This is a genomic window from Sphingobium sp. RS1, assembly GCF_056156825.1.
On the sequence record NZ_JBLZXE010000002.1, the window covers coordinates 2,544,097 to 2,556,577 of the forward strand.

The window sequence follows — 12,481 nt, forward strand, 5'->3', positions numbered from 1 at the left end:
CCTGCTCTAGTCTTGCCGCATGTCGGCGGCCAGTTGTTTCAGCCGATATATATGATCGAGCGCCTCGCGCGGCGACAGGGCATCGGCATCGATCGCCGCGATCGCCGCCAGCAACGGATCGGGCACTTCTTCCTCCTGCGTCGCCACGGCGGCAAAGAGCGGCAGGTCGTCCAGCCCGGCCGCGATCCCACCGGTCTTTGCCTTGCCCGCTTCCAGCCGCGCCAGCACATCCTTGGCACGCTTGAGCACCGCCGGGGGTAAGCCAGCCAGCCGCGCGACCGCCAGACCATAGCTGCGATCGGCCGGCCCTTCCGCCAGTTCGTGCAGCAGGATAAGGTCGCCCTTCCATTCGCGCGCCCGCACATGGTGCAGCGACAGCGACGCCAGCGTCTCGGCCAGCCGCGTCAACTCATGATAATGGGTGGCGAACAGGCAGCGGCAGCGATTGACCTCATGCACCGCCTCGACCACCGCCCAGGCGAGCGCCAGCCCGTCATAGGTGGACGTGCCCCGCCCGACCTCGTCCAGAATGACGAAGCTGCGTGTCGTGGCCTGCGCCAGGATCGCCGCCGTCTCTACCATCTCGACCATGAAGGTCGACTGCCCCTTGGCCAGATTGTCCGACGCGCCGACCCGACTGAACAGACGATCGACCAGAGTCAGTGTCGCCGCCTGCGCCGGCACATAGCCACCCGCCTGCGCCAATATGACGATCAGCGCATTCTGCCGCAGGAAGGTCGACTTACCGCCCATGTTCGGGCCGGTGACCAGCCAGAGCCGATCGCCCTCGTTCAACCGGCAATCATTGGCGACGAAGGGCTGGCCGTCCTTGCGCAGCGCATCTTCCACGACCGGATGCCGCCCGCCGACGATGTCGAGGCATTGTCCGGCCCCATCGTCCGTCACGAAATGCGGCCGTTGCCAGCCGCCTTCGGCCGCCCGCTCGGCGAGCGATGCGGCGACGTCCAGCCGCGCCAGCGCATCGGCGGCGCGGGCGATATCGGCCTTGCGGTCCAGCACTGCCTCGATCAGCCCCTCCAGATGCGCCGCCTCGGCCACCAGCGCATGCGCGCCCGCCTGCGCCACGCGCCCGGCTTCCTCATGCAGGTCGATCGAATTGAAGCGGACCACCCCGGCGAGCGTCTGCCGATGGGTAAAGCCGCTGTCGGGCTGCATCAGCTGGTCGGCGGCGCGCGCCGGCACCTCGACATGATAGCCCAGCACGCCATTATGCCGGATCTTGAGCGCCGCTATGCCGGTCTGCGCGCGATATCTGGCCTCCAGCGCGGCGATGGCACGGCGGCCGTCGCTGCTCAGCCGCCGCAATTCGTCCAGCGCCGGATCATAGCCATCGGCAATATAGCCGCCATTGGCCGTTTCGGTCGGTGGCGCCGGCACCAGCGCCCGTGCCAGCGCATCGACCAGCGCGCCATGCCCGTCCAGCGCGGGGAGCAACTGCATCAGCATCTGCGGCGCATCGGCTAGCCGCCCCAGCCGCTCGCGCAGCAACCGCGCTTCGCCCAGCCCATCGCGCAATTGGCCGAGGTCACGGGGACTGCCACGCCCCACCGCCACCCGGCCCAGCGCCCGGCCGATGTCCGGCAACGCCCGCAGCGCGCCGCGCAACTGGTCCCGCAACGTCGCATCGTCATGGAACAGGGTGACGAGGCCCAGCCGCGCCTCAATCATGGCCAGGTCCATCAGCGGCGCCGACAAATCCTGCCCCAGCAGCCGCGCACCCGCGCCTGTCACCGTCCGGTCGATCGCGCCCAGCAGGCTGCCCGCGCGCGTGCCCGTCATGGTCGCCACGATTTCCAGACTCTCGCGCGTCGCCGCGTCGATCGCGACATGGCCGCCGCTGGTCTTGCGCAGCGGGGGGGCGAGGAAGGGCAAAGTGCCCTTGCCGGCATGGTCGAGATAGGCGATCAGCCCGCCCATCGCCGCCAGTTCGGCTCGCCCGAACTGGCCGAACCCGTCCAGCGTCGCCACTGCGAACAGGCGTTTCAACGCATCCTCGGCCCGGCTGCTGGAAAAGGCAGCCTTGTCGAACGGGTGCATGTCCGCGACCTCGATGCCTGACCCCTCGGCCACCACCACTTCGCTCGGCCGCAGCCGCGCCAGTTCGGCGGGCAGGTTGCCCATCGGACAGGTCATCGTCTCGAACCGGCCGGTGGAAATATCGGCGGCGGCGATGCCGATCTCGCCTGACCCGTCCCCCCCAACCTGCGCCAGCGCGACCAGCATATTGTCGCGCCGGCTGTCGAGCAGAGTCTCCTCGGTCAGCGTCCCCGCCGTGACGTAGCGCACGATCGCCCGCGCCACGAGCGCCTTGCCGCCCCGCGCCTTGGCCTGTGCCGGCGTCTCGGTCTGTTCGGCAATGGCGACCCGGTGCCCGCCCTTGATGAGCCGCGCCAGATAGCCTTCGGCGCTATGTACCGGCACGCCGCACATCGGGATCGGCTGGCCGCCATGTTCGCCCCGGCTGGTCAGCGCGATGTCCAGCGTTGCCGCCGCCATTTTCGCGTCATCGAAGAACAGCTCGAAAAAGTCGCCCATGCGATAGAAGAGCAGGCAGTCCTGCGCCTCGGCCTTGAGCGTCAGATATTGCGCCATCATCGGCGTCGGGGCGGCATTGTCGGTCGAAGAAGCCATGGGGCAGGGCGATAGCCTGAACCTTGGGCCGAAACCAGCGCTTCCCGGAACGGCAGGAAAATTGCGCTTCTCGCACTTGCCCACAAGATAATCTTGCCGCTAGGGCCGCCCTATTGTTCCAAAATATGGGTGCCCGCGATGTCCGACAGATCCAACGTGGAATTTTCCGAGCGCGAGGCGCTGTTCTTCCACTCGACTGGCCGTCCTGGCAAGATCGAGATCATCGCGTCCAAGCCGATGGCGACCCAGCGCGACCTCAGCCTCGCTTACTCGCCCGGCGTTGCGGTGCCGGTGCGCGCCATCGCCGCCGACCCCGCGACCGCCTATGATTACACGGCCAAGGGCAATCTGGTCGCCGTCATCTCCAACGGCACGGCGATCCTGGGCCTTGGCAATCTCGGCGCGCTCGCCTCCAAGCCGGTGATGGAGGGCAAGGCCGTTCTCTTCAAGCGCTTCGCCGACGTCGACAGCATCGATATCGAACTGAAGACCGAGGATGTCGACCGCTTCATCGACGCCGTCGAACTGATGGAACCCAGCTTTGGCGGCATCAATCTTGAGGATATCAAGGCGCCCGAATGCTTCATCATCGAGCAGACGCTGAAGGAGCGGATGAACATCCCGGTCTTTCATGACGACCAGCATGGCACCGCGATTATCGCGGCTGCGGGCGTCATCAACGCGGCCCTGCTCACCGGCCGCGACATGAAGGACATGAAGGTGGTGGTGAACGGCGCCGGTGCCGCCTCAATTTCCTGCACCGAACTTATCAAGGCGCTGGGCGTCCCCAATGAAAACGTCATCATGTGCGACAGCAAGGGCGTGATCTATCAGGGGCGCACCGAGGGCATGAACCAGTGGAAGTCGGCCCATGCGGTCAAGACCGACACCCGGACGCTGACCGAAGCGGTCAAGGGCGCCGACGTGTTCCTCGGCCTCTCGGTCGCCGGCGCCATGTCACAGGATATGGTGAAGTCGATGGCGCCCAATCCCATCATCTTCGCCATGGCCAATCCCGACCCGGAAATCCTGCCGCCCGACGCGCATGCCGTACGCCCCGACGCGATTGTCGCCACGGGCCGGTCGGACTTCCCGAATCAGGTCAACAATGTCCTCGGCTTCCCCTTCATCTTCCGCGGTGCGCTGGACGTGCGGGCGACCGGCATCAACGAAGCAATGAAGCTGGCCGCCGCCCATGCCATTGCCGAACTGGCGCGTGAACAGGTGCCGGAGGAAGTGGCCAAGGCCTATGGCCGCGCGCACAGCTTCGGCCCCGAATATATCATCCCCGCGCCCTTCGACCCGCGCCTGATGGAGGTGGTACCCGCCGCCGTCGCCCAGGCCGCGATGGAAACCGGCGTCGCGCAAAAGCCGATCGAGGACATGGCCGCCTATCGCCAGTCGCTCAAAGGCCGGTTGAACCCGACTACCTCGGTCCTCACCAGCGCCTATGAGATGGCCAAGGCCAATCCCAAGCGCGTCGTCTTTGCCGAAGCGGAAGAGGAAGTGGTGCTGCGCGCCGCCATCCAGTTCCGCGAACTGGGCTATGGCATCCCCGTGCTGGTCGGTCGCAGCGATGTGGTGGACAAGCTGCGCGCGCTCGGCGTGCGCGATCCCGAAAGCTTCGAACTGCACAACAGCGTCAATTCGCCGCTGGTGCCCGACATGGTCGACCTGCTTTACGCCCGGCTCCAGCGGCGCGGCTATCTCCGCCGTGATTGCGAGCGGATGGTCAATCGCGATCGCCACATTTTCGGCACCCTGCTGGTGAAGATGGGCGTGGCCGACGCGATGATTACCGGCACGACCCGTCCCTATGGCCAGACGCTGCGCGAGGTGAAGCGGGTGATGGACCCGGTGCCCGGCCGCACGCCCTTTGGCATTCATGTCATGGTGACCAAGGACAAGACCGTGTTCCTGGCCGATACCACCGTGCATGAACGCCCGTCGGCCACCGAACTGGCCGACATTGCGGAGGGCACGGTCGCCGTCGCCCGCCGCATGGGCCACGACCCGCGCGTCGCCTTCCTCTCCTATTCCAATTTCGGCAACCCGCCCGGCGCCTTCCTCGACAATGTCCGCGACGCGGTGAAGCTGCTCGACGAACGGCAGGTCGACTTCGAATTTGAAGGCGAAATGACCCCGGATGCGGCGCTCAACCCCACGGTGATGAAAAATTATCCGTTCAGCCGTCTGTCGGGCCCGGCCAATGTGCTGGTCATGCCCGGCCTGCAATCGGCCAATATCTCTGCCAAGCTGCTGCGTGAACTGGGCGGCACGACGATGATCGGCCCGCTGCTGGTCGGCATGGAAAAATCGGTGCAGATCGCCACCATGTCCTCCAACGCCTCCGAACTGCTGACGCTGGCGGTTCTCGCCGCCGGCGGCGTCGCGCTCTGATCGGCCGCGGGCCATCGACTGAGATTTTCTCGTCGGTGGCCCGCGCTTTATCATTTGCTTGGGGCTCATTCTGCGCGAGAGGGGGAGGCATGAACCGTCTCGGGAGCAAGGCATGAGCGTGGCCAGTTTCGACAATGCGACCTTTCGCCGGGTGCTGGGCCATTACCCCACCGGCGTCTGCGTCGTCACCGCGGTGGAGGCGGATGGCGCGCCGGTCGGCATGGTCGTCGGCTCCTTCACCTCTGTCTCGCTCGATCCGCCGCTGGTCGCCTTCTTCCCGGCCAAAAGCTCGGGCAGCTGGCCCCGTTTGCAGGCGGTCGGCAAATTCTGCGTCAATGTGCTGGCCAGCGACCAGCTGCCGCTCTGCCGCCAGATCGCCGGCCCCGGCCCGGACAAGTTTGCCGGCCTGTCCCACCGCGTCTCGGCCAATGGCTCGCCGATCCTGGACGATGTCGTCGCCTGGATCGACTGCACGCTCGATGCCGTGCATGAAGCGGGCGACCATTATATCGCGCTTGGCCGCGTGGTCGCGCTGGAAGTCGATCGGCCTGGCAGCCCCCTGCTGTTCTTTCAGGGCAATTACGGGGAATTTGCGCTGCTGGAATGAAGGATGTGCGGCGAGGGCGCCGTCTTCAGGGGATAGCAAGGTTCAGGGGCGCATATTTCGGTAGAAATTCCTATCGGACATGCGGGGGAAATATTACCCCTCCTTAACGCAGTTTATCTATCGCCCTTTTTAAGGCTTTGCCTGTCGCCCCCGGACCGGACCCTGTCATGACCGCGCTGCTCGTCACTGTCGATACCGAACTCTCCTCCTCGCTGCATCAGCGGGGGGTGAGTCTCGCCGACAATGTCGATCGGTCGATCTGGGCGCGGACGTCGGCCGGCGCCTTCGGCATCGGCTGGCAGATGGACCTGCTCGACCGCCATGGCCTCAAGGGCGTCTTCTTTCTCGACCCCATGCCGGCGCTGGTCCATGGCGCGGATTTCCTGCCCCCTATCGTCGGCGCCATCGTCGCGCGCGGGCATGAAGTGCAGATGCACATCCACACCGAATGGCTCGCCTGGGCGCAGGAATCGCCCGTCGGCGGCCGGCAGGGGCGCAATATCGGCGACTTTTCGCTGTACGATCAGATCATCCTGCTCGGCCATGCCAAGCAGCTGCTGGAACAGGCCGGCGCGCCCGCCATCACCGCCTTTCGCGCCGGCAATTTCGGCGCCAATGACGATACGTTGCGCGCGCTTGGCTCGCTGGGCGTTATCTGGGACAGCAGCGTCAATCCCGCCTATCTCGGCTATGGATGCGGCATATCCGCCGATCCGGCCCAGATCGGCGCGACCCGCGCGCAGGGCGTCGCCGAACTGCCTGTGTCGGGCATAGAGGACAGGCCCGGCGGCTTCCGCCCGGCCCAGATCTGCGCCATGTCCGCCGCGGAAATGCGCGCGGGCCTGCGCCATGCGGTGCGTGATGGCCATGACGCCTTCAACGTGGTCACCCACAGTTTCGAAATGCTCTCGCGCGATCGCCAGCGCCCCAACGGCGCCGTCATCGCCCGGTTCGAAGCGCTGTGCCGCGAAGCCGCCCGCCTGCCCGGCGTCCGGGGCGCGGGTTTCAACGATCTGCCCGCCGATATTGCCGACCAATCCGCCCGCACGCTGACTCGCGCCGCGCCCAACCGCCTGCGCACTGGCCTGCGCCTCGCCGCGCAGGCATGGGCGACCTGGCGCTACGAACATCGGCTGGTGCCTGCGTGACGGCGCTGCCCGGCGCGATCGTCCTGGGTCTGGAAAACGCCATCGGCCTTGCGGTCGTGCGCGATCTGGGCCGGCATGGCGTGCCCGTGCATGGCATCGCGCGCGATTCGACGTCCATTGTCACCACATCGCGCTATTGCACCGACTGGACCAAACGCCCGGCGGGCCCGATCGCCGACTGGCTGCCCGGCCTGATCGCCCGTACCGGCGCGCGCGCGGTGCTGGCCATTTCCGAAACCGACCTGCTCCAACTCTCCGCGCTGCCGCCGATGATCGGCGACTGCCATATCCTCGTGCCGCGTCCCGATCAGCTTGGCCGGGTGCTGGACAAGATGCAGACGATACAGGCCGCCGCCGCCGCCGGCCTGCGCGTGCCCCAGACCTGGCAGCCGCTGGAGCATGAGGATTTTGCCGCCCGCGCGGCGCAGATGCGCTATCCGCTGGTCGCCAAATGGTCCAACCCGCCGGAAATCATGGCGCTGCTCGAACAGGCCGGGCTCGAATGGATCAAGACCGACTATATTCGTGACGCGAACCAGTTGCTCGCCCTGCTGGATCGCTATGCGCCGATCGGCCGCTGGCCGCTGATCCAGCAATATTGCCGGGGCGTGGGCCTCGGCCAGATGCTCTACATGGCCAACGGACAGGCGACCCTTCGCTTCCAGCATCGCCGCCTGCATGAATGGCCGCCCGAAGGGGGCGTCTCCACCCTTTGTCGCGCCGAACCCGCCGACGCCCACGGCCCGCAAATGGCCCTCTCGGAAAAGCTGCTGCGCGTGCTTGACTGGGAAGGGCAGGCGATGGTCGAATATCGCTATGATCCGGCCAGCGGCCATTATTGGCTGATGGAGGTGAATGGCCGTTTCTGGGGCAGCCTGCCGCTGGCGCTCCATTGCGGCGCCGGATTCGCGTGGGAGGCCTATCGCCGCACCGTATTGGGCCAGACCGATCCCGCCCCGATGCCGCGCGACGATCTGCGCGCGCGCTATATGGTGCCGGAAACCAAACGGCTGGTCCGCATTCTCTTCGCCCCCGGGCGGATCGGCGATCCCTTCTTCCGCCGTCGCCCGCTAGGCGATCTGGCTGGCTATCTGCTGGCCTTTTTCGACCCGCGCGCCCGCTATTATGTGTTCAGCCGCTCGGACCCACGGCCCTGGCTGCGCGATCTGGTGCAGATGGTCAGGAAAGCCGTGCACCGGGAAAAGCCCTGACCAGCGCGGGCACGGCCCGGTCGATCCGCTTGAGGCAGGTCGCCATATAGCGATCGTCCAGGCTGTAGGGGTCGTGCAGATGCGGCAGCATCGGCTGCGTCCAGCGCCCCAGCAGCAGGCGCGGCACATCTTTCAGGCGCGGATCGGCGGCCAGCCGGTGCAATTGCCGCACCTCCATCGCCAGCAGCAGGTCGCCTTCCTGTGGCACATAATCCCGCATGTCGATCGCCCGATGCGCCGACAGGTCATGGCCCAGCGCCTGTGCCGCCGCTATTGCCGGCGGATGGGCGCCACGCCCGGACGTAGTGGACAGGCCGAAGGACGCGACATTCAGCCCCGCGCGCCGCGCTGCCACATCGGCAAAGGCGCTGCGACAGATGTTGCCCTGGCACACGAACACCAGCCGCCGCACCCGCGCCGCATCGGGCGTCAGGCTGGCCGACCGGCCCAGCAACAGTTGCGGATAGGAGAGAGCGAGCCGAACCAGCCCGCGAAAGGTACCGAAGCGGGACTTGATCATCGCGCGGAACCCAAAAGGAAAAATGGCGGAGACGGAGGGATTCGAACCCTCGGTGGCCCCTTAAGGCCACGACGGTTTAGCAAACCGCTGGTTTCAGCCACTCACCCACGTCTCCGCACGAATTTGCCCACCCTTGGGAGGCGAGCAGTGGCTGGGGAGGGGCTATAGCGATGGCTTTGCAGCATGGCAACGGGCAGGATCACGAATTTTCATGGGACAGGTGATTTTCGTTCCGGCGCGGAATCGACTCGGGTCGCCGTTCGTTCATTGTCGTTTCAGCTTGCTGGTCGCAATGCCTTTATCTGGGCCTATATATGGCTATGACGCGCGCTTTTCGGGGAGTATCGGGCATGATCGGCATCAACGGGCAGATGGGCGCCCGCATCGCGCGCGCGAGTGCGCTGGTCGCCGCGCTGGCGGGCATGGCGCTGACGCCGCTCGCTGCCTCGGCGCAGGTGCGCACGATCGATCCCAACAGCGCGATCGATTCCGATCTCGCGCCGCCGCCGCCGGCCAATACGAACCCCACCGATCCCGGTGTCGACCCCAGCGTGAATCAGGGCACGACGCCCTATGAGCCCAACCTGGATGCCGGTGCGCCGCCCGTCGCCAATGGCGGGAACACCGCGACTGGCGCACCCGTCACCACCAATTCGCCGCCTGCCGCGATGGCGCCGGGCGAATCCTATCAGGAAGATGATCTGATCGGCGCGGCCGAGGGCGTGTTCGGCAAGGGCGCCGAAGGGCTGGCCGGCATCATCGAGAAGATCCTGAAGGATCAGGGGCGTCCCAACGCCTATATTGCCGGGCGTGAGGCATCGGGCGCCTTCGTCGTCGGCCTGCGCTACGGTTCGGGCACGCTCAATCACAAGGTGGAGGGCAAGCGCGAAGTCTATTGGACCGGTCCCTCGATCGGCTTCGACGTCGGCGGCAATGCGGCCAACACCTTCGTTCTCGTCTATAATCTCTACGACACGCAGGATCTCTACCACCGCTTCCCCGCGGCGGAGGGCACCGCCTATCTGGTGGGCGGCTTCACGGCCTCCTATCTGCGCTGGGGCAGTGTGGTACTGATCCCGATCCGCCTCGGCGTCGGCTACCGTCTGGGCGTCAACGCCGGCTATATGAAGTTCACCGAAAAGCGGAACTGGCTCCCCTTCTAAAGCAGGACAGGCGCCCCTCTCGCTTGCGGGAGGGGCAGCGAGGCTTGGCGAGCCGTAGGCGAGCGTAGCCGCAGCGGGGTGGGCGCGGCGCGATGTTGGTTAAGAGCAAATCCGAAACGATAGCTAATGACGATGGCGTCACACAAATTGCTTTCGATCTTACTGGCTCGGAGGCAGGCTATTTGCTGATCGTCATTCCTCAACATGTTGAGTCAGAGGAAGAATTTTTCGGATCTGATCATTATGTCGAGGTGAAAGATCAGAAATTTGGTCGTTATGGTGGATTGGATCAGGTCCGCATCCGTGATGACCACAAGCTTGAGTTACGTTTGAAGCAGGACATTCCCGGTGTCGGCCATCAGCTTGATGTCTTGACGAACAATGCCATGGCGAAAGGTGTTAGGGATATTCTGCAAAAAATCGTGACAGGCTGATCCGGTCAAGCCATCGTCTTTCACAACCCCAGCGCCAGTTGCTCCCCTTGGTCCGCCTCTTCCTCCCCCTCCAGATTATGCACGCCCAGTCCCAGCAGCCGTGCGCCCATGCGCAGCGGTAGTTGCGCGACCAGTAACTCCCGCCCGGCCTGCGCCAGCAATTCCGGCGATCGCACCGGCGCTGAAAAGCTGCGCGACCGGGTGATGATGCGGAAATCGGCGAACTTTACCTTCAGCACCACCGTTCGGCCCCAGGCCCCGGCCTTCTCGATCCGGGTCCATAGCGACGCGGCGATCCGCTCGATCTCGGCCACCAGCGCCTCTTCCTCGATCAGGTCGTCGAAGAAAGTATCCTCGACGCTCACCGACTTGCGCCCTTCGCGCTCGCGCACCGGCCGGTCGTCCTGCCCTCGCGCCGCGCGATAATAATAGTCCGCCGAACTGCCGAAATGACTTTGCAGGAACCGCATGTCGCGGTCGCGCAGGTCCGCACCCGTTTCGATACCCAATGCCTGCATCCGCTTGGCCGTTACCGGGCCAACGCCATGGATGCGCCGCACCGGCATCGCCGCGATGAAGGCCGGCCCCTCGCTCGGCCGCACCACGCATATCCCGTCGGGCTTGTTCTGGTCCGACGCCAGCTTGGCGATCAGCTTGTTGTAGGACACGCCGGCCGACGCGGTCAGCCCCGTTTCCGCCCGGATCATGCGCCGTATCTCCCGCGCCACCTCAGTCGCCGACGCGATGCCCGGCTTGTTCACCGTCACATCCAGATAGGCCTCATCCAGCGACAGCGGCTGGATCATGTCGGTGAATCGGCTGAAAATTGCCCGCACCTGCGCCGACACCGCGCGATAGACCTCGAATCTTGGGGGCACAAAGATCAGGTCGGGGCACAGCCGCCGCGCCCGCGTGCCCGGCATGGCCGATCGTACGCCGAATTTGCGCGCTTCATAGCTGCAAGTCGCCACCACCCCGCGTGGCCCGCCGCCGCCCACCGCGATCGGCAGGCCTCGCAGCGACGGATCGTCGCGCTGCTCCACCGACGCATAAAAGGCGTCCATGTCGATATGGATGATCTTGCGGTCGGCTGGCGGCGGCGCGTCCATGGCGCTCCCTATGCCACAGTAGGGAACGAAAGGGAAACAGGCGTGATTTGCATCCGTGGATCGCACCTGCTCACGGCCCCACCCGGCCACCCGAACAGGGTATATTGTGGGAGGCCGGGTGGGGGCGTGGGCTGGTGCCGCATGAAATGCCCGGTTGGGGCATTTCTCAAACAGACTGTCAGTCTTGCAGGCGCAGATTGTCCAGCAACGTCTCCAGATGCGCCCGGCTGATCCGGCTCCACACATTATAGGTGCAGCCCTGACCCCCGACCCGCATATAGGCCAGCGATTCAAGTCCCTTGCCCTGTACATTGTCCGCCGGATAGGGCTGCGCGCCGACCAGCCCATAGCCAGCATAAGCGGGGCCGGGCAAAGCGGGCAGGTCGCGGCTGTGCGGCCATTGCTTCGTCAGGCGCGCCCGCTGTGCCGGCTCCGGCTCCGCATCCATGCCGATGATGCCCGGCCCGGCAAAGCCATAGGCGCTGCGCAGTCCCGGCAGGTCGAACGCCACCGCCCAGCCGCCGCCAAACTGCGCCGGTCGCGCCTTGCCCGTCATCCCGCCATCGGACAGCAACGCCAGCGGCGCGCATTGCGCCCGGTTCTCGGCCATGTCCCATTGCGCCCGCGCCACATCCTCGGCGATCATCGGCGCGCGGACTGGCGCTCCGGCGGCGATCAGCATCAGCACGGCGAACATGGGCTGCCTCCTATTTCTTGTCCTTCAGCCCCAGCAAGGCGGCGAACGGACTGGCCTGCTCCTCGCTCAGCACGCCCGCTTCCTTGAGGTAGGCGTCCGCATCCGGGGCGCGGGGGAAGGGTTCCATCGCCAGTGCCATCGTCTCGGCCACCGCTTCGCCCATATCGATCACATGGCCGTCATAGCCGATCGTGTCGCAATCCTCCGCGTCCAGCTCCAGCTCGTCGCCCTCGGGCATCGCCTCGCCGCTCTCGACCACGAAGCGCAGCACGAAATCGCTGTCGATCGTCTCGGGTACCGGCGCCCCGGTCGCGACGCAGGGCTGGGCCAGCGCCGCCCGCACCCGTCCGCGCGCGACGATCGCGCCATCCTCGCTGGCCAGGCCATAATCCGCCTCCAACTTGTCCAGCGCCGCCAGCCCGAACCGCTTCGCCAGCGCGGCGCGCTCTTCGGGTTCTGCCGCAATCTGCAACTGCGCGGGCAGTCGTGCGATCGCATCGGCCTTGTGGGTGCGGGAAAATTCCGGTGTCGGTATCATGC

At 65.9% G+C, this 12,481-nt stretch carries 11 protein-coding genes and 1 tRNA gene; 6 read left to right on the forward strand and 6 right to left on the reverse strand.

The annotated features are described in order from the left end of the window. Positions 1-6: 6 nt before the first annotated feature. Positions 7-2,652 (reverse strand): DNA mismatch repair protein MutS, encoded by a 2,646-nt coding sequence (gene mutS / locus ACNHGR_RS14110; protein ID WP_475286893.1) that lies wholly within the window; start codon positions 2,650-2,652, stop codon positions 7-9. Positions 2,653-2,790: 138 nt separating this feature from the next. Here mutS and ACNHGR_RS14115 point away from each other — a divergent pair, with 138 nt between their 5' ends. The 4 genes from ACNHGR_RS14115 (at position 2,791) to ACNHGR_RS14130 (ending at position 8,018) form a co-directional block, all read left to right on the forward strand. Next, positions 2,791-5,052 (forward strand): NADP-dependent malic enzyme, encoded by a 2,262-nt coding sequence (locus ACNHGR_RS14115; protein WP_184268568.1) that lies wholly within the window; start codon positions 2,791-2,793, stop codon positions 5,050-5,052. A 112-nt stretch (positions 5,053-5,164) separates the two neighbouring features. Then, positions 5,165-5,659, forward strand: a complete 495-nt coding sequence (locus ACNHGR_RS14120; protein WP_184268570.1) for a flavin reductase family protein — start codon at positions 5,165-5,167, stop codon at positions 5,657-5,659. A gap of 167 nt (positions 5,660-5,826) precedes the next feature. Continuing rightward, positions 5,827-6,807 carry a polysaccharide deacetylase family protein gene (locus ACNHGR_RS14125; protein ID WP_475286895.1) on the forward strand — a complete coding sequence of 327 codons (981 nt, stop codon included), beginning with the start codon at positions 5,827-5,829 and terminating at the stop codon, positions 6,805-6,807. Continuing rightward, positions 6,804-8,018 carry a carboxylate--amine ligase gene (locus ACNHGR_RS14130; RefSeq protein ID WP_475288428.1) on the forward strand — a complete coding sequence of 405 codons (1,215 nt, stop codon included), beginning with the start codon at positions 6,804-6,806 and terminating at the stop codon, positions 8,016-8,018. The genes ACNHGR_RS14125 and ACNHGR_RS14130 overlap by 4 nt, the downstream gene beginning before the upstream one ends. Here ACNHGR_RS14130 and ACNHGR_RS14135 read toward each other — a convergent pair. Continuing rightward, positions 7,987-8,538: an arsenate reductase/protein-tyrosine-phosphatase family protein gene (locus ACNHGR_RS14135; protein ID WP_475286897.1), complete on the reverse strand. Its 552-nt coding sequence runs from the start codon at positions 8,536-8,538 to the stop codon at positions 7,987-7,989. The genes ACNHGR_RS14130 and ACNHGR_RS14135 overlap by 32 nt on opposite strands. A gap of 23 nt (positions 8,539-8,561) precedes the next feature. Further along, positions 8,562-8,653, reverse strand: a tRNA-Ser gene (locus ACNHGR_RS14140). Between the two features lie 235 nt (positions 8,654-8,888). Between ACNHGR_RS14140 and ACNHGR_RS14145 the strand changes: the two genes are divergently transcribed. Together ACNHGR_RS14145 and ACNHGR_RS14150 are read left to right on the forward strand one after the other, a co-directional pair. Next, positions 8,889-9,701, forward strand: a complete 813-nt coding sequence (locus ACNHGR_RS14145) for a DUF1134 domain-containing protein (RefSeq protein WP_475286899.1) — start codon at positions 8,889-8,891, stop codon at positions 9,699-9,701. A gap of 92 nt (positions 9,702-9,793) precedes the next feature. Then, complete coding sequence (locus tag ACNHGR_RS14150) at positions 9,794-10,135, forward strand: hypothetical protein (RefSeq protein ID WP_475286901.1); 342 nt, start codon at positions 9,794-9,796, stop codon at positions 10,133-10,135. 20 nt (positions 10,136-10,155) lie between these two features. On the opposite strand, the gene dinB is transcribed toward ACNHGR_RS14150, so the two are convergent. The 3 genes from dinB to ACNHGR_RS14165 all read right to left on the reverse strand — a co-directional run bounded on the left by dinB (position 10,156) and on the right by ACNHGR_RS14165 (position 12,479). Further along, entirely contained in the window at positions 10,156-11,244 is a 1,089-nt protein-coding gene (dinB, locus tag ACNHGR_RS14155; protein ID WP_475286903.1) for a DNA polymerase IV, read from the reverse strand. 178 nt (positions 11,245-11,422) lie between these two features. Beyond that, complete coding sequence (locus ACNHGR_RS14160; RefSeq protein WP_475286905.1) at positions 11,423-11,941, reverse strand: hypothetical protein; 519 nt, start codon at positions 11,939-11,941, stop codon at positions 11,423-11,425. A 10-nt stretch (positions 11,942-11,951) separates the two neighbouring features. Then, a complete protein-coding gene (locus ACNHGR_RS14165) occupies positions 11,952-12,479 on the reverse strand; it encodes a YceD family protein (protein WP_475288429.1) in 528 nt (175 codons plus the stop codon). Positions 12,480-12,481: the final 2 nt, after the last annotated feature.